Genomic DNA, 16,209 nt, shown 5'->3' on the forward strand with positions numbered 1-16,209 from the left:
AACAGAAATGTTCGGGCTTTTTTGTATGTGTAATTTGGGATGTGGGTTTGTTGTAGGTTGTATTGTCATGTGAGCATGGCCGTACAGATGCACCGGGGGGTCGTCACGCTTTACGTACTGCTGTGCAGTACCTACTTCATGTTAATAACAACCACCTGTAGGTACGGCAGTGCCGTACGTTGCACTGCCTGCTGTTCAATACGGTTTGGCGTTGTTGTATGTTGCATTGTTGTACGTGGGCATGGCCGTACAGATGCACCGGCGGGTCGTAACGCTTAACGTACTGCCGTGCAGTACCTACGCATGTTAATAACAACCATCACCGTAGGGCAAGGCACTGCCTGCCGTTCAATACGGTTTACCGATTGCCTGTCTATGTTGGTTCGTTCACGTTCTGGAATTAAAGTTTGGCTGTCGAATAACGACTCGATATTAAGAATATGCACACCAATACCATGCAAACTCGTTAGTGGTTATTAATCAGCCAATGCGAACCGGCCAAGGTAATTGACGCTGAATATCTAGTACTGGCTTGTCGTGCGTTAAATACTACAACCGAGTACATCAGTTCATCACTCAAGTGTTTTTTTAAGATGTTTAAGAAGTTAGAATTTACAGGAAGTTAGGCAAATAAGATTGGAAAGGTTGCATCTTGCCTCATCAACTCATAAACACTTTTATCGTAAGAAGACCAGCTAAGCCATAGTATCTTGCGTTGGCAACTGCTTTTGTATGTAAGAAATCTAAATTTATGGCCGTGAACAGCCGTGCCATGCATTTCATTAATAACAAGCTTTTCATTTGACCAAACATTCCAGTCTCCTGAAGCAGCTTGTGCGGTTCCAAAAAAGCCGACACTAAAGCAAGCCAGGCATAATAAAATAGAAGGGAATAATTTAAACATGTGCGCCATCCTTAAACCGTTGCTTTACTTTTATGGCAGGCTCATGTGCCAAGCGCCATAAAAACACTCATGAACAAATAATCGAAACTTGAGTGTAATAATTAGGCGAGTCAGTTCATGACGCTGGATAAAAAAAGAACCTCAATGATATGTAAACCATTGTATTGTTGAGACTTTATGCTTTTACTCTAAAATAACCGTATGCGTAAAAAATTTATTTTGTTTTTTCGTGTTTTTCCCTGCGTAAATTTAAAAGTGTGAGAAGCTCTTCATATAACTTGTTAAAAGCCAGTTGTGTTCACCGGCTCAGTGCATTGGTTCGAACGCATTCAGTTGGTTTATTTTATGATGCAAAAAGGAGAAGTGATAATGTTATCTATTTCGCGGAGAATTGGTGAAGCTGTATTTATAGATGGTATAAAACTCACCGTGGTTGAAACAAGCCATGAGTTTGTTATTTTTGAGCTAAGTAACGTCACCCTATCGGAACTGCACCTAGATGCGCGCAAACGCCTCACTTCCAGCTCGCCAATGCGATTCAAAATATTCAATAAAGAGCGGGTTTACCTGGTTACTTCAGTGCTACTTGATATCGTTCGAAATAACTCAGCGAGCACACGCGTACGCATTGACGCCGCGCGCTATATTGAAATTCTGCGAGAAGAGTTAATTAGCGCCCCCGCATGGTGCACGATTTAAGCGGCCCTGTGGCACTACCTGCATACTCTCCATCGGTCGCCATAGAGCCATATAAGTACAAGCCGTCATCATATTGAAAACCTCAAGATGAAAATCACAGAAAGCAACTCCTGTCCTAAGTGTGGGAGCGCCATGGTGTTACGAACAGCTAAACGAGGGGCAAAATCAAGAGAGCATTGCTGACTGAACTTAATATAGTCTTAGCTGGTTTGATCAGGAGTTGGGTACAAATCAAACTTAGCTTTACAGCTGGGACATGAAGATGAAGACTCATAGACTGTAGCGCTGCACTCAGAGCACGTAAACGTACATATTGGCTCTGTCTTTGGTATATGCCCACCGAAAGGTAGCCCATTCTGTTTCTTTAAAAGACGTAGAATGTCAGCTCCTGCGCCCGCAATGCCAACTATCAAAAAGAATGCTGCAATTGCTGAAAGTAATCCTTCTTTACCACCCTCATAGGCGATGATCTGTTTTTTCTTAGTAGCCATAAGTTAACTCCTGAAACGCCGCTTTAAGCGACATGGAACGGTTAGGTTAAGGTCAATCAGAGTGGAATCAGCCCTCTTTCCTAAGCCAATAAAAAAGCCCTGAAAATATTCAGAGCCCTTATCTTTTTTAAAACTTTTCCGAATGTTTTAATCGCGCTTCTTACTCGCCAACCAATACCCCAGAAGTGCGCATGGGAAGTACGCTAGTATTAAGTCCATGGCTATTGACATTGGAGATCTGACTTAAACGCTTCGTTAGTTGCCCTTGCCTGACGCTGGTGCTAACATTTGTGTGTACAATTATTTAGGAGCAACGCATGGACACTAGAATTCAATTTCGTGTTGATGACGAAACGAAACGCTTAGCTCAGCAAATGGCTGAGAGTCAAGGACGCACACTTAGCGATGCTTGTCGTGAACTTACTGAGCAAATGGCTGAACAACAACGCAAAGCATTATCGCAGGACGCTTGGTTAACTGAACAAGTAAACAAAGCATTTGAGAAGTTAGACTCTGGAAAAACTTCATTTATTGATCATGACTCAGCAAAAGCACGAATGGCTGAACGAAAAGCAATGGTTCGTAGCCGAGGTCAATAATGATTTTATGGGAAGAAGCATCGCTAAATGATCGTGAGAAGATCTTTGAATTTCTTTATAACTTCAACCCTGAAGCGGCAGATAAAACGGACGAAATGATCGAAGCTAAAGTAGAAAATTTACTTGAGCAACCCCTCATGGGTGTGCAACGTGCTGGTATTCAAGGACGATTACTCATTATCCCCGAAATCTCAATGATAGTTTCTTACTGGATAGACGGCTCAGCAATTCGCGTCATGCGAGTATTACACCAGAAGCAAAAATTCCCAACCGACTGAATGTGCCGGTGGGCAAAATAACGCCCATGTTTACAAAACCGCCGAGCGCCACACCTATAATAATGTGTAATCCCCCCATTTATAACCGAAGTTAAAAGTAGAGAGTTAAGCCGCGTCCAGTAAATACCTTGGCGGTACGCGACCAATGGCTGTGTTTGGTCGTTCGTTATTGTATGTCCAAAGCCACTCTGTTGCCAGGTATTGGGCTTGTTCAATTGTTTCAAATAGATGCAGCGCTAGCCATTCGTGACGTACTGTTCGGTTAAATCGTTCAACGTAAGCATTTTGTGTCGGCTTACCGGGTTGGATATACATCAGGGTAATCTGGTGTTTATTCGCCCAGTCAATCAACACCTGGCTTACATATTCAGGACCATTATCACAGCGTAGGGCCGCCGGTTTACCACGCCATTCGATCACCTGCTCAAGTGAGCGAATCACTCGCTGGCTTGGCATTGAGAAGTCCACATCAATGCATAAGCCTTCGCGATTGTAGTCATCAATCACGTTAAACGTTCGGATGCCTCGACCATCCTGTAATGCGTCGGACATAAAATCCATTGACCAGACCCGGTTGATGGCCATCGGTACGCTGAGTGCATCAAGTTTATCGCGTTTAATCCGGCGCTTGGGCTTAATCCTTAAGTTAAGCTCTAACTCTCGGTAAATCCGATAGACACGTTTGTGGTTCCATTCAAACTGTTTCACATTGCGCAGGAAGTCAAAGCACAGGCCGAATCCCCAGCCTTTGTGTGTGGTGGTTAAGCGCAATAACCAGTCAGCAATAACGGCGTTTTCATTCGCTAACTTGGGTTGGTGGCGATAGCAGGTTTGGCTAATACCGAAAATATGGCACGCAAGACGAATGCTGATGCCTTTTTGTTCGACGACCTTCTGCGCCATCTCTTTGCGTAAAGATGGCTTTACCACTTTCCCTCAAGTGCCTCCTGACGTATCTGGGACTTTAGGCATTCTTCGGCATACATCTTTTTGAGCCGACGGTTTTCATCTTCGAGTTCTTTTAGACGCTTGATCATCGCAGTATCCATGCCACCATATTTTGCACGCCATTTGTAAAATGTGGCGCTGCTAATGCCGTGTTCTCGGCACAGGTCAGGCACTTTAATGCCAACTTCGTTTTGCTTCAAAATCGCCATGATTTGGCTGTCTGTAAATTTTGATGTTTTCATGCAGAATCTCCTGCGTTTTAGTTTACGAGAAAATTCTACTTTTGACCCCGTTTATTTTTCGGGGGGATTACACTATGGCCTCTAATTTCACACCGTGCAGAGGGTTATTTGGTTGTACTTGGCTCATTTTTCACTCTCTTCGTTAGTATCGCTCACGTTTATCTAATACCTTCTGCAACCCTCTGGGCAACACAGCACGCGCCTTTTGGGTTATTTCTTTCTCATGCTTTTGCCACAGTACGCCTAAATATATAAGCCCTAAACCTACGGCTGTCAGCACAATAACAAATGCCCAGTTACTTCTGAAAACATCAAAGGCAAGGTAATTAAAGTAACCAAAAGTGCCCATCACCCCTAACACAACGAAGACGCGACGCACTAATAGTACACCAACAACGATGGTAATAAGGTTTATTATGAAGTACAGATGCTTAGAGAAGTCATCATCAACTACTTGAAAGGTTAAGCCCCACCAAAATGCAACACCGCCAACCATATAAAACCAAAATGCATAATCGGCTTTTGCTGTCGTGCGTAACTCAATCATAAAAGCGCTTAGTATTAAGATGAGCCCACAGTATAAGGAAACAAGGTTCTGCAAGTTCCAAGTGTTGGCGTCATGAAAAACAAAGGCCACCAGTTCAACACTTAAAAACCAACAGGCTACAGCTAAGGGCAAGGTAATAAATGGTAATTTGTATTTCCGGAGTAATACTGCAGCAGTTAGAACTGCTGATAACTGTACCAGCACAGCATGCCAGCTGCCATTTACCCACTGCTCCTTTGGCCAAATTCCAGCCCATTGCATGCTTCCATAAATCGTTATAGGTGTTAAACAAACCAAAAATGCAGCACAAATACCCGCCGGCAATAAATGGTGCTTACTTAATAGCCGTCGCATTGCAAACAGGCCTATCAAGCTATAAAAAATGGATAACAACACAATCCAGGGCGCACCAAAAGACTCCCACCCCAGGCCTAATAACAACATCATGGCCCCCATCGCAAGGAACCCACCTAAATAATACAACAGGTGTGAAAAAGTGAATGTTGGCGTTACTGCACGTTGCTGTGCAAGAAAATGCGCCAAGTCTTCCGCTTGCTGCGCAGAAAGCACCCCCGCCTGTACCGCATCTTTGAGTGCTCTTTGTGTAAGCTTCATAAGTTATTCCGATCTATTCCCCCTAAACAGGGCCATACTGATATTCATGATGACGCCATAAGTGAAACAAATGAAAAAGATAAGGTATCTTTTTTAAGTTTTGAAGGTGTATCACCACGAAGCTATAATATTTTTTTTAGAAAAGCGGGTAAAGTAAAGAATACTAAAGGAATTGCTATCGATATCGTGCTCGAAAGTGAGCCTGTTGTATCTAAGCAATTTCTAGATAGTTATAGGGATATTGAAGATAAAGTATCAGAAAGGGCTCTAAAAAGACTTGATTTGAATCCACAAGAGTAAAATGTACAGTGGTTCCTTGCTCTCAAAATCGGTAGGTCGCTAGTTCAGTCTGGATAAAAATATGCGTGAGGCATAGAGCCGAACCTGTAATTCCTTTTACAGGTTCGACATAACTACTACGAGCGTTTGGTTAAGAAACGTCTTCTTGCTAGCAGGGTGAAGCCTAGCAATAACCATAGTGAAGTGGAGCCTAAAAAAGCCTTGTTGCGTTTTTCAGGCGTTCTTTCATTGTTGCTGCCACCATCGCCACCGTCACCGCTATCACTAAGGGCCGCAGGGCCTACAGGGTCAACAATAGTTCCGTTTTCAATTCCATCTGCGTCGCCTTCTCCTCCGTCTGTGAGCGTAAGTGTTACTTGGCTTCCGTTAATGACGGCAGACTCGAATTCGACATATCCAGCGTCGTCGGAATATTTAAATATACGTGTTCCTGCTGGTAGGTTAGCGGGATATTCTAAGTTTACCGTAATGGAGTCACCAGGGTTAAGATTTACTACTTCATAGCTCACAAGGTCGTATGGGAAGTCGTAATTTTCTGGACGACCTTCTTGGTTGCTGGTTTCCTCTGGGTCGATTAGCTCAATATCACGGAATTCACCATTGTCGGTTGCGATATCCATTGTGTTACCACCACCAAGATTTAACGATGCTTCGGCAGCGTCATAAGGTGAGGTGTCTATGCAATCACTAATACCATCACCGTCGCTATCGAGACTATCGTCGAGTGTGGTTGAGGTAAAGCTAGCTTGCACGCCTCCCACCGTAAGAACGGTAGTGGTTTCGGCAAGGCAACCGAATGCGGAAACATGACTTACACAAACGGTTTGTTGGTTTTCTATTTCGCCTGCGACATTGGTTAACTCGTCACTACAACCGATTGAGTAATCGCCATTACTGACTGAAATGCTCGCCGGAGCGTCAATGCCTGTAATTGTTACTGTATTGGATACAATTCTTTCAAGCACAGGAACATCGCTTTGCGGTTCAAAGTTGAATGGCTCAGGCGTTGTGTCGGGTTCATAATCCGGGTCAAACATGGTTCGGCTGGTAAAATCAGCGGTTACGCCTCCGACATTTAGCGTGGTTGTGGTTTCTGTGTCCCAATCATTTGCACTGGTATGACGCACGCAAATGGTTTGTTCATTATTAATACTTCCCTCTGCGTTGGTGAAACTACCGCCACAGCCAATGGAGTATTCACCACCAGTTATCGAAACTAGAGTTGCGGCTTCAATACCAAGGATAGTGACTGCGTTTGAAGTCACCGTTGATGAAAGCGCCATGTCTAATGCTGGCTCAAATTCAAATGCATCAGGTGTATTGTCTACAACTGGCTCTCCATCGCTATCACCTAACAGACGTACGACTGCCCAAGACGCTACACCATCTTGAATATTGTCTTGCCCATTAGCCCCAGTATGACCAATCAGTACAAATCGACCTTGTGCATCTTGAGTTAATTGCTGACTTGTTAGTGGGTTGCTACTGTCGAAGCCAAATACGTCGTGAACACGGATACCATTATTGTTATCGTCGACGCCATCATCGAAACTGAGCACTGGCGTTAAATCGTCAATATTCCACATCGCAAAAAGGGTACGAGTGGTCATCTGCCAACTTGCAGTTCTACCTAACCATGTAATAGCGGTGAGTAGGTGTTCATCATTAACTTGGTAAATTTGTCCACCTTGACCAACGCCGAGCTGAATATAGCCAGTATCCGATGAGTTTTGTGCAATAACAGGACTTTCCGCTTCCAGTTCTCCGTCGCTGTTGTAGCGTAATACTTTTGCCTGTTGCCCTTGGTAATTTGACGTTATGGTGGCAACACCATTGTCGGGAAGTGCGACAATGCGGTGAACATGCTCTTCTTGCATCTCCAGAATACCACTGTTGCCAAAAGTAGTGATTATTTGTCCGCTCTCGTCGTATTTGAGTATGTATGGACTACCGGAAACTCCTTTTGTGAGTGCGTAATAGTGGCCGTCATCACTTTGAACGATATCAGCTCCAGGGTTTTCGTAGCTGGCATAATTCAGAGTACCCGCGCCTGTACTTCCGTCAACGCCAAAGCTTGTGTCTAACGTACCGTCGGGGAGGAAGCGGCTTAAACCTTATTCTCTATGGAAGCTCACGAGAATCCGGTTTTCCCGGTCGATAAAGATGGCCGGAACAGTAGGTAGTCGCTGATCAACATCGGCATAACTACCGCCATCAGCAAAACTAGTGTCGAGCGAGCCGTCGAGGTTGAATTTTCGTAATACACGGTTATTAAAAGAGACTTCTCCGGCACCAATCACTTTGTTACCGTCGTGACTAAAGGCTGCGGCTGTTAAAAAGGAACTATCGGTTACTCCTTCCCCTATATAACTTCCATCAGCAGCGAAGCGAACAATAACCATCTTGCGCTCAGTAGTAAAATCACCACAATTGTCACACGCTATGTCGGTAGCTCCTACAATAGTAAATGAACCATTGTTATTCACATAAGTTGCAAAAGCCGGGTGGTTCCAATCGCGAAAAATGTCTGGTTCCAACCCTGAATGACGATACTCCAATAACGTTGAGCCACTTCCTGCAAGTGACACATCAAGGTCAGAAGGCGTATTAGACGCAAGAGCGTGAGGCGCTACTAACAGAAAGCTACAGCTTAAAAGCATTCCTGCACTCATGTGTTTAATATTCAATAAAGATGTATTACGCATAATAATGTCTCCAAGAGGAATAAGACGTAATTAAGCAACTCATTGGTATCTGTCCTCGTTGTATAAGGCTGTAGAACAAATAGTCAAATACGGCAGAGCTGTTTGCTCGGTTATAAAATAGTCGGATACGCTCTTGTGCTTTACGGGTAAGATTTCTGCGACATTGAGCGTGACAATAGATTTCCCGCGCTATATTAATATCTTGAGTGTTCGTGGTAAGTGTTCATCTGTCACCCCCCTGAACAGGGGGGTAGGTGAAGAATTCATGGGTAGTTATGCTGAAGCACATATACTTCAATGTGCTAAACGAGTGCGATCTGCATTTAGGGGATCACAGGTGAAAATATAAAGAGAGGCTACTTTGTCTATTCGATTTACACCCAATGTTTTACTGTCGATTGCTATGGCTCTGAGTTTGATATTGGCATTCTTGATGTTAGCTGTGGCGATGGACCAGAGATGGCTTGGCGCCAAACTGACCGATAATCCTCGACTGGCGACTCCGCAGGCATTTGAGGGGTTATGGCTTAATAGTATTGACCGTAATAGTCCATTAAGCCGACATTCTGATATTCCTGAAGGATTAGCTTCAATTACAGCGATCAGTGGTGCCGATGGCAGCATTATTCAGGTTATGCCAAACGACTTAATTGAAGAACCTGACGCGTTGGCTAGCTACGCTGCAATGAGAGAATTTTTTGCTCGACAGTCGAAGTTAAATGCGGTTTTGCGACAACCAGAAGTGATGTTGCATGTGCAGTCTCAGGGGGGCGATACGAGTATTCACCAGATAAAACCACAGCAAGAACGACCCGTATCTTCATTGCCGTTGGCATTCTGGTTACAGATTGGTGTTGGCTTAGCGGGGTTCTGGATGGGGACATGGATCTGGGTGCTACGGCGTGCAGAGTGGGCAACTCGTATGTTTGCACTGGCAGGGGCAGGGTTGTTGATTTCGGCCTTTCCTGCGGCTATCTACTCTACTCGTGAGCTGGCTTTACCAGGTGACTTGTTTCAATGGCTTTCAATATTTAATCACGCAGGAGCAATTATTTTTGGTATGGGCATGATTGGATTGTTTTTGCAGTACCCGCGCAAATTAGTGAAAGCCCGTTGGTTGCTTGTACCGGTGACGCTATTGGCTGCTTCTCAAGTGGTGGATATTTGGCAACTTGTTGAAGGGCCTGCATTTGGCTTTCATTTGGCAGTGGTGTTGGCGATGTTGAGCATTATTACATTGGTGTTGGTGCAGCTTAAGGTGGCAAAAGGGAATCCGCGTGACCGTGCAGTATTGAGTTGGTTTGGTTTGAGCGCAGTGATTGGAGCCGGGGCATTTGTTGTTACTGTGATTACGCCTAACTTATTGGGTATTGGCAGCTTTGTTTCACAGGGCGTGGCATTTCTATTTTTCTTGTTGGTCTATATTGGCGCCGCACTTGGTGTGGCACGGTTTCGGTTATTTCAACTGGGTGAATGGGCATTTCGTATCCTGTTTTACGTGATTGGTGTGTTGCTGTTGCTGGGACTGGACGCCATTCTGATTGCTACTATAGTGGATAAGCGTGCCCCTGCATTCGCGTTATCATTGTTGATTGTGTCGTTGGCCTGGCTACCTTTGCGTGACCGATTGGAGCGCTTATTGTTGAGCCGAGGTGAAACGTTAGATTATGAAAACCTGTTTAGGCAAGTTATGGATGTGGCATTAACTCCCCCTGGTCGTGACCAACATGCTCGCTGGCGTAGTCTGTTGGAACATGCATTTCGGCCATTAAGCATGGAAATTATGCAAAATACACACACTAAAGCAAAGTTAATGGAAGACGGTCTTGCACTCAGCATACCTGCTATTGGGGACTTAACTAGCTGCCGTTTGGAGTACGCTGATTCCGGGCGAAAACTGTTTTCTCTGCGGGATGTTGCATTGGCCAATGAGTTGCTTGCAATGCTGACGAATGCGCAGGAAAGTCGGGTTGCATATGAAAAAGGTGTAGCAGAGGAGCGCCAACGCATTGCGCGTGATATTCATGACAATATAGGTGTGCAACTGCTGGGCGCTTTACATAGCCAGAATGCGAATCGGAAAAATACTTTCATCAGAGAGACGTTGACGGATTTACGCGATATTATTAATAACGCAGGAATGCAAGGTGCACCATTGGATGAAGTATTGGCTGATTTAAGAGCGCAAATTGCAGAGTATTTGTGTGCCGCCAATATTGCTTTAGATTGGCAGGTAAAAAGAGATGAACCGGTTATGTTACCCATGATCGCCGTGCATACGTTACGTTCAGTGATTCGTGAAGCCGTTCAGAATACGTTGAAATACGCAGGCGCAGAGCAGGTAAGCATTCATGTTGACTTTACTAGACCTATGCTCACGATCAGAGTAGCTGATGATGGTTGCGGTTTTAGCGCAGAGAACGTAACAGTGGGGCATGGATTGGATCATATGCGTACCCGCATGATTGGTTTGGGTGGAACTTTTACTTTAGGTGAACAGGCGAACAACCAAGGCTCTGTAATTACTGTGCAATTTCCGGTGACTTAGATTCTGATCGCTTTTTTATGTATTTTCGCTATTCTGACAAAGGGAACGCTTTGGTAGGAAATAGGAAACCATGCAAAGGATTTTGATTGTTGAAGATATCGGAGATACCCGCCGTTGGCTGGCAGGTGTTGCATGTGCGGCATTTGGCGAGTGCGAGATAGACGAAGCTGCTAATGTCAGCATGGGTATTCGCTTGGCGACAGACGAGCAATATGATCTGGCTTTTATTGATCTTGGTCTGCCAGATGGTTCTGGTTTGCAAGTGTTAGAAACCTTGCATCAGCAACACCCAGAAACTTTGTGTATTGTCACCACAGTGATGGGTGACGATGCTTCTATTGTGGGTGCGTTGGTGGCTGGCGCTAATGGTTATTTGCTTAAAGAGCACCCTGAAGACGTGCTGGTCAGGCAACTCACTATGATGGCAGAAGGAATTCCTCCTCTGTCTCCTTCTGTTGCACGTCGAATTATGGGACATTTCCGGTTGACCGGGCCAACAGACAGCACAACCGACACTACATTGACGGAGCGAGAACGTGAGGTATTGTTCTTGATCGGACGTGGTTTGAGTAATCGCGAAGCGGCAGAGATATTGAAACTTTCAGGACATACCATTGGCAGTTACATCAAGGATATTTATCGTAAACTAGGTATCTGTTCTCGCGCTGAAGCCGCTTGGCATGCCGTCCGGTTAGGGCTGGGATCGGAGCGGAATTAGGGAATATTTTTGCTAAGCACACAACTACCACTTGCCAGACACCAAGTACTACCGTTTGTAGTGCTGAGTGTATTTTTATGGGTGTTGTTTCTTGTTGTTCTTTTCGCTCCTGCAGGGGCAGAATGGTTATTGTATCAACGTCATTTACTGGAACGTCAGATTTGGCGGGTGTTTACTGGGCAGTTTATGCACCTCGACTGGCCCCATTTATTGTTGAATACCGCAGGCGTCTGGTTGGCGTGGTTACTGTTTGCTGAGCATCTTTCGTGCAGGCGAATGCTCTGGCTGTTGCCTGTGTTGGCGTTGGGGTGTGGTATAGGAATGTGGGTATTCGCCCCTGAAATAGAGGACTATCTAGGTTTTTCTGGGGTGTTGTATGGTGTCTTTGCCTTTGGGGCGGTCTCTGATGTTTGGCAAAAAATAAAATTCGGACGCTGGTTACTGGTAGGGGTGATAGTTAAAGTGAGCTGGGACTATTGGATTACGCCAGTGAGCTTGTTAGGCGGAGATACTTCTGAATTGGCAACAGCTGCGCACTTATTAGGGGCTTTAAGCGGTGTTTTTTGTGCCGTGTTGTGTAATGGGGGTATGCCTTACCTTAAGCATAAATAACCCGCCGCAAGCCTCGTGACTACCTCCTTGAAACAACTACTATTCTAGTTTCTGTGTTTAATATTTAGCCTTCTTGTTTGATCAAATGAGGATTACAAGCAATACTCTCGTATGAAAATTTTTTACTTCATCAGACCATAGCAACTGCTTTTTTGTCATTGAGCTTTGGCTTTTAGTGGTTTGGTCGATGGGGTTCCCGTTGGAATCTTTTCGATCTGTTGTTGGTGCGTCTTTCACATGCCTCTTTGCGCTAATAGCCACATTGGCGTACCAACATAGGGCGGTTTTACCTGGGCGAATGATGTGGGGCGTAGCGATTTCCAGTTTATTGTTTGCGTTACACTGGCTCTTATTGTTCCCTATTATGTACTTGATCCGTACCACTAAAAGTGTCCACTTTTAGTGGTACGGATCACGACGCCCAAGGTAGGGTTACAGGGTATAACTTCTTAACCGTTTAGATGAGAGGGTACTTATTAAGCTCGGCTTTGATTGCGGTGGCGTAATGCATGGTTTCACTTGCACAGCGGTTGCCGAAGCCTTGTATTCATAGGAATAGTTTATGGGATTTAATGAAATTGACTTAGCTCGATACAACAAAGAATTAGGTGCCTATATTGAGGGCAAGCGACCACCGGCTCATGTTCGGAAAGAAGTAGATGTTGGCTTTCGCATTCATGGGCAGTCTATTGAGGTATTTGAAATACGGCCTCGATGGAATAATGTTCAAGAAATAGTGGAGAGCCCTGTAGCAAAAGCAACTTATGTAAAAACTCAAGGAATATGGAAGATTTATTGGCAGCGTGCAGACCTAAAATGGCACGCTTACAAGCCAAAACCGGTGGCTACTTCGCTCAAAGAGTTTCTAGCAGTGTTAGAAGCCGACGAATTTGGATGCTTTTGGGGGTAAATATAACCGTACGGTTATGTTTTGAATTCCAAAAGCCATACATACCTTTAACAGCAAGGTATTTTACTGCTTTACAGCCGAGCTTTGCCGTAAGTAACACCATGGCATTGCCACAATAATATAACCTTATGCGTCTATTAAGTTGATGTTCAGAGCTGAACTTAAGCTTGTTTTGCTCTTGAGTACTCGATACATTGGGCTGTTAACAAATAAACAACTAAACCCGAATATTTGTATGTGCTGGGGAACGATTATGTTTTGTAGTAAATGTGGTACACGACTAGCGGCCGAGGCTAAATATTGCTCTTCTTGTGGAGAAAGAAAGGTAGCATCTGCAGTAGAAAGTAGGGAAGAGCTGGCTCCGAAAGCAAGTTTATATCAAGTAAAGTCATATACAAATACGGAGACACAGGCAGACCAACTTCAAGTTGTTAGACCTTGGGTTCGTTATTGGGCACGGATGTTCGACGTGGCGTTATTTGGACTTGTGTTTGGCTTTATACTTGCCATGCTTTATCCGCTGGCATTCATTGAACCACATAGCGAAGAAATACTAACGTTGCTGATATTGTTTTTCTGGGTATTTATCGAAGCGGGGTTGTTAAGCGTGTTTGGTACAACGCCAGGAAAAAAGCTATTTAAAATAACTCTGATAAAAGAAGGTAAGCATGGGTTTAATTTTAGCGATGGGGTTTCACGAGGCTTAAAAGTATGGTGGCGAGGCTTAGGCATAGGCGTTCCATTAATAACAATGATCACCATGATAGTTGCATATAGTAAACTTAAAAATAACCAGCGAACCACTTGGGACGCAGACGAAGGTGTTATCGTTCAACATGGAAAAATAGGGTTTTTCAGGGTGGTTTTTGCACTTGCATTGTTTTTTGCTTTTTTCTTTTTAATGTTTATAGGTAGTGAAATGTGATGTTAAAAGGGAATTAAATAATGAAATCAACAAACATCAATCTTGAGCCACTTTATGCGGCTATAAAAGAACACAATCTAATGAAAGTTTGGCAAGAAGGCCTTTTTATAAACACTGAAGCTGAAGGAGAAGCGCGTGCTCAAAAAATAGCAAGTGAGGCTGTTGAAAAGTATATCATAATGATGAGGTCTAAGAAAAACAAACGCACCGTGGAATATCAGCGCTGGGCTGTAAGTAAAGCATTAGGGTTATAACGAAAAATACAAAAGTGTATGTTTTCTATCTTATGCTCGGCACCAGAGCATGAACTGCTTACTCACTGGTGTTCACCAACCCAGGTTAATTATCATATTTTGCTGCGTACTCACGAATGTTAACAGCTTGCCTTATTATTAAGTACTCGCTACATTCGCATGTAACAAATTTAATACAAGTATATAGCAAGCGTAATTAGTTGGGTAAATGGGCATGCCTAATATACAATCGTTAAATTCTAAGGAGAATCATTATTAAACTTCATTACTTTGCTTACGGATCGAACCTTCATCCAATAAGACTTCAAGAGCGAGTTCCGTCCGCTAAAGTGATTGGTGTAGTTAAGGCTGAGGGTAGAAAACTAACGTTCTCGAAAAGAAGTAAAGATTTATCTGGCAAATGTAATTTCTACGAATCAAACAATCCCGAAGATGTAGTTTATGGCGTCCTGTATGAATTTGACTCATCTGATAAAAAAAATTTAGATAGCGCTGAAGGTAAAGGGTATGGATATAACGAGCAAGTTGTCAGCTTCGAATTGAATGGTAAAGCCTACAATCCGTTCACATACATTGCTGATGCTAAACACCTTGATAGCTCTTTAGCTCCCTACGAATGGTATAAGCAATTTGTTGTTGAGGGGGCAAAATACCATTCAATGCCTGATGAATATGTGGCATTGCTGGAAAGCATTTCCGCAATATCAGACCCTGATGTTAAAAGAAATACAGAAAACATGGCTAGACTTAGCGCCATGAAAGAAGTTAACAAGCGCGTCAATTAGGACGCTCGCAAGCTCTCGCCTATTACGCGGGCGTTAGCTAACTAGGGAAGTACTTTGAAAACTTCGATTTATCTAGCACTAGTTGTCGTTTCGCATGTAGCTGCGGCAGAAACGCTTGAGCACCCCATACATGTTAGTAGTTCAAATAGCTCTACGGTTGTAACTGAAGTTAACGCCCGTGCAAGTTTTAAGTTTGATCAGATAGTATCGGTTTTATTCATTTCTGCAGTGACAAAAAACAATGACAAGTATGTTGTCGCTATTCATTGCCAGTCTACGAAGTTTGACTCTGAGGAAAACGTTACTGGTTTGACGATTAATGAACTAGAGATTGTAACAATGTCGTCAAGCGAGCATGTGCTGGTTGATTGCGGGTTCGGAAAGTTATTGCAGTTATCGTTAGCTAACAAATCACTAAAGCGGGATTCGTAACAATTGGCTAAGTTCCGCTTCGCCGCACATTTTAGCCAACTAATACTAGCTCCTTAGTGGGGCGTTAGCTTTTAAGTCATCTAATTCCAAGAAAAAAAGGTGGGGCTGACCATGCAGACAATCTCGTATGGGCATGCACGTCTTGGCAACTTACCGCCAGCGGCTTACCGGGAAAAACTGGAAAACTCTAGTTTAGAACTGTGTCATTAATGGGGAAGTGGACAAATGCAGATGTGGCCGCTTACATGCGCTATTACAACTTGGAACGGCTGCATACCGCCAACGGTGATATCTCACCAGTAGATTACGAAAACACGCTAAGAAAAGTGTCCGGTTTTAGTTGACCAGAACATCCAGCGGTGGCCTAGCTTGCGAAGACGTTTGAAGCACTTAGGAAAACCCCAGCGATGATGTTTTTCAATCAACGCATTGAGTGCATCAATGATTGCAGTGTCATCGGTTAACTTAGGTTCGTAATAANGTGTCATTATTTTTTTGCCCAGCTAGCTTAGTCGGTACTTTTGTAAGCGGCTACTGGGTTTTTCTGGAATGGTCATTTCAATAAAAGCATTGTTTAGCAGTGTTTTTACTTGTTTATTGAGCTCGCCAGAAACGGTTTTATGCCCCAGTAAACGGGTAAGTTCTGACTTACTGAGCGGGCCCTTTTGTAGCAAAAGAAAGTTAGCAAACAAGCCAC

Annotated in this window: 20 protein-coding genes and 1 pseudogene; 13 read left to right on the forward strand and 8 right to left on the reverse strand. The window is 43.9% G+C overall.

Going from position 1 to position 16,209, the window contains the following annotated elements:
- Positions 1 to 275: 275 nt before the first annotated feature.
- Together M1L23_RS04275 and M1L23_RS04280 are read right to left on the reverse strand one after the other, a co-directional pair.
- Positions 276 to 446: a hypothetical protein gene (locus M1L23_RS04275; RefSeq protein WP_252625880.1), complete on the reverse strand. Its 171-nt coding sequence runs from the start codon at positions 444 to 446 to the stop codon at positions 276 to 278.
- 176 nt (positions 447 to 622) lie between these two features.
- Positions 623 to 904 carry a hypothetical protein gene (locus M1L23_RS04280; RefSeq protein WP_252625881.1) on the reverse strand — a complete coding sequence of 94 codons (282 nt, stop codon included), beginning with the start codon at positions 902 to 904 and terminating at the stop codon, positions 623 to 625.
- 369 nt (positions 905 to 1,273) lie between these two features.
- On the opposite strand from M1L23_RS04280, the gene M1L23_RS04285 reads away from it, so the two are divergent.
- Positions 1,274 to 1,603, forward strand: coding sequence for a hypothetical protein (locus M1L23_RS04285; RefSeq protein WP_252625882.1), 330 nt, complete (start codon positions 1,274 to 1,276; stop codon positions 1,601 to 1,603).
- Positions 1,604 to 1,803: 200 nt separating this feature from the next.
- Here the strand turns inward: M1L23_RS04285 and M1L23_RS04290 are convergent, their stop codons facing one another.
- Complete coding sequence (locus M1L23_RS04290) at positions 1,804 to 2,094, reverse strand: hypothetical protein (protein ID WP_252625883.1); 291 nt, start codon at positions 2,092 to 2,094, stop codon at positions 1,804 to 1,806.
- 317 nt (positions 2,095 to 2,411) lie between these two features.
- Here M1L23_RS04290 and M1L23_RS04295 point away from each other — a divergent pair, with 317 nt between their 5' ends.
- Complete coding sequence (locus M1L23_RS04295) at positions 2,412 to 2,693, forward strand: type II toxin-antitoxin system RelB/DinJ family antitoxin (protein ID WP_252625884.1); 282 nt, start codon at positions 2,412 to 2,414, stop codon at positions 2,691 to 2,693.
- Positions 2,693 to 2,971, forward strand: coding sequence for a type II toxin-antitoxin system RelE/ParE family toxin (locus M1L23_RS04300; protein WP_252625885.1), 279 nt, complete (start codon positions 2,693 to 2,695; stop codon positions 2,969 to 2,971). The genes M1L23_RS04295 and M1L23_RS04300 overlap by 1 nt, the downstream gene beginning before the upstream one ends.
- A gap of 105 nt (positions 2,972 to 3,076) precedes the next feature.
- Here M1L23_RS04300 and M1L23_RS04305 read toward each other — a convergent pair.
- A protein-coding gene (locus tag M1L23_RS04305; protein WP_420840622.1) for an IS3 family transposase occupies positions 3,077 to 4,161 on the reverse strand; the annotation gives its coding sequence in 2 pieces (ribosomal slippage) (positions 3,077 to 3,900 and positions 3,900 to 4,161; 1,086 coding nt in all).
- Between the two features lie 142 nt (positions 4,162 to 4,303).
- Positions 4,304 to 5,323, reverse strand: a complete 1,020-nt coding sequence (locus tag M1L23_RS04310) for a DUF2157 domain-containing protein (RefSeq protein ID WP_252625887.1) — start codon at positions 5,321 to 5,323, stop codon at positions 4,304 to 4,306.
- On the opposite strand from M1L23_RS04310, the gene M1L23_RS04315 reads away from it, so the two are divergent.
- Positions 5,309 to 5,623 carry a hypothetical protein gene (locus M1L23_RS04315; RefSeq protein WP_252625888.1) on the forward strand — a complete coding sequence of 105 codons (315 nt, stop codon included), beginning with the start codon at positions 5,309 to 5,311 and terminating at the stop codon, positions 5,621 to 5,623. The two genes, M1L23_RS04310 and M1L23_RS04315, sit on opposite strands and share 15 nt — an antisense overlap.
- 116 nt (positions 5,624 to 5,739) lie before the next feature.
- Here M1L23_RS04315 and M1L23_RS04320 read toward each other — a convergent pair whose 3' ends face one another.
- Positions 5,740 to 7,500 carry a choice-of-anchor U domain-containing protein gene (locus M1L23_RS04320; RefSeq protein WP_252625889.1) on the reverse strand — a complete coding sequence of 587 codons (1,761 nt, stop codon included), beginning with the start codon at positions 7,498 to 7,500 and terminating at the stop codon, positions 5,740 to 5,742.
- Positions 7,501 to 7,737: 237 nt separating this feature from the next.
- Entirely contained in the window at positions 7,738 to 8,328 is a 591-nt protein-coding gene (locus M1L23_RS04325; protein WP_252625890.1) for an NHL repeat-containing protein, read from the reverse strand.
- Between the two features lie 361 nt (positions 8,329 to 8,689).
- Between M1L23_RS04325 and M1L23_RS04330 the strand changes: the two genes are divergently transcribed.
- The 9 genes and pseudogenes from M1L23_RS04330 to M1L23_RS15105 form a co-directional block, all read left to right on the forward strand.
- Positions 8,690 to 10,876, forward strand: coding sequence for a sensor histidine kinase (locus M1L23_RS04330; RefSeq protein ID WP_252625891.1), 2,187 nt, complete (start codon positions 8,690 to 8,692; stop codon positions 10,874 to 10,876).
- 70 nt (positions 10,877 to 10,946) lie between these two features.
- Positions 10,947 to 11,594 (forward strand): response regulator, encoded by a 648-nt coding sequence (locus M1L23_RS04335; RefSeq protein WP_252625892.1) that lies wholly within the window; start codon positions 10,947 to 10,949, stop codon positions 11,592 to 11,594.
- 9 nt (positions 11,595 to 11,603) lie between these two features.
- Positions 11,604 to 12,206 carry a rhombosortase gene (rrtA, locus tag M1L23_RS04340; RefSeq protein ID WP_252625893.1) on the forward strand — a complete coding sequence of 201 codons (603 nt, stop codon included), beginning with the start codon at positions 11,604 to 11,606 and terminating at the stop codon, positions 12,204 to 12,206.
- A gap of 562 nt (positions 12,207 to 12,768) precedes the next feature.
- The gene (locus M1L23_RS04345; protein WP_252625894.1) at positions 12,769 to 13,116 is read left to right on the forward strand and encodes a DUF3024 domain-containing protein; all 348 of its coding nucleotides are present in this window, start codon (positions 12,769 to 12,771) and stop codon (positions 13,114 to 13,116) included.
- A 253-nt stretch (positions 13,117 to 13,369) separates the two neighbouring features.
- Positions 13,370 to 14,041: an RDD family protein gene (locus tag M1L23_RS04350; protein ID WP_252625895.1), complete on the forward strand. Its 672-nt coding sequence runs from the start codon at positions 13,370 to 13,372 to the stop codon at positions 14,039 to 14,041.
- Positions 14,042 to 14,061: 20 nt separating this feature from the next.
- Positions 14,062 to 14,295, forward strand: a complete 234-nt coding sequence (locus M1L23_RS04355; RefSeq protein ID WP_252625896.1) for a hypothetical protein — start codon at positions 14,062 to 14,064, stop codon at positions 14,293 to 14,295.
- A 254-nt stretch (positions 14,296 to 14,549) separates the two neighbouring features.
- On the forward strand, positions 14,550 to 15,080 hold the full coding sequence (locus tag M1L23_RS04360) for a gamma-glutamylcyclotransferase family protein (RefSeq protein WP_338021831.1): 531 nt from the start codon (positions 14,550 to 14,552) through the stop codon (positions 15,078 to 15,080).
- A gap of 54 nt (positions 15,081 to 15,134) precedes the next feature.
- Positions 15,135 to 15,512: a hypothetical protein gene (locus tag M1L23_RS04365; protein ID WP_252625897.1), complete on the forward strand. Its 378-nt coding sequence runs from the start codon at positions 15,135 to 15,137 to the stop codon at positions 15,510 to 15,512.
- A 230-nt stretch (positions 15,513 to 15,742) separates the two neighbouring features.
- Positions 15,743 to 15,856: pseudogene (locus tag M1L23_RS15105) on the forward strand (IS3 family transposase); the annotation flags it as partial.
- Positions 15,857 to 16,015: 159 nt separating this feature from the next.
- On the opposite strand, the gene M1L23_RS15065 reads toward M1L23_RS15105, so the two are convergent.
- Complete coding sequence (locus M1L23_RS15065; protein ID WP_420840623.1) at positions 16,016 to 16,204, reverse strand: Fic family protein; 189 nt, start codon at positions 16,202 to 16,204, stop codon at positions 16,016 to 16,018.
- Between the last annotated feature and the right edge of the window lie 5 nt (positions 16,205 to 16,209).

Source organism: Aliidiomarina quisquiliarum (assembly GCF_023922585.1).
Lineage (GTDB): Bacteria > Pseudomonadota > Gammaproteobacteria > Enterobacterales > Alteromonadaceae > Aliidiomarina > Aliidiomarina quisquiliarum.

Excerpts from the sequence above, each read along its gene's own strand:
- M1L23_RS04280 (WP_252625881.1), bottom strand. The coding sequence starts at position 904 with ATGTTTAAATTATTCCCTTCTATTTTATTATGCCTGGCTTGCTTTAGT.
- M1L23_RS04285 (WP_252625882.1), top strand. The coding sequence starts at position 1,274 with ATGTTATCTATTTCGCGGAGAATTGGTGAAGCTGTATTTATAGATGGT.
- M1L23_RS04290 (WP_252625883.1), bottom strand. The coding sequence starts at position 2,094 with ATGGCTACTAAGAAAAAACAGATCATCGCCTATGAGGGTGGTAAAGAA.
- M1L23_RS04295 (WP_252625884.1), top strand. The coding sequence starts at position 2,412 with ATGGACACTAGAATTCAATTTCGTGTTGATGACGAAACGAAACGCTTA.
- M1L23_RS04300 (WP_252625885.1), top strand. The coding sequence starts at position 2,693 with ATGATTTTATGGGAAGAAGCATCGCTAAATGATCGTGAGAAGATCTTT.
- M1L23_RS04310 (WP_252625887.1), bottom strand. The coding sequence starts at position 5,323 with ATGAAGCTTACACAAAGAGCACTCAAAGATGCGGTACAGGCGGGGGTG.
- M1L23_RS04320 (WP_252625889.1), bottom strand. The coding sequence starts at position 7,500 with ATGCAAGAAGAGCATGTTCACCGCATTGTCGCACTTCCCGACAATGGT.
- M1L23_RS04325 (WP_252625890.1), bottom strand. The coding sequence starts at position 8,328 with ATGCGTAATACATCTTTATTGAATATTAAACACATGAGTGCAGGAATG.
- M1L23_RS04335 (WP_252625892.1), top strand. The coding sequence starts at position 10,947 with ATGCAAAGGATTTTGATTGTTGAAGATATCGGAGATACCCGCCGTTGG.
- M1L23_RS04345 (WP_252625894.1), top strand. The coding sequence starts at position 12,769 with ATGGGATTTAATGAAATTGACTTAGCTCGATACAACAAAGAATTAGGT.
- M1L23_RS04350 (WP_252625895.1), top strand. The coding sequence starts at position 13,370 with ATGTTTTGTAGTAAATGTGGTACACGACTAGCGGCCGAGGCTAAATAT.
- M1L23_RS04355 (WP_252625896.1), top strand. The coding sequence starts at position 14,062 with ATGAAATCAACAAACATCAATCTTGAGCCACTTTATGCGGCTATAAAA.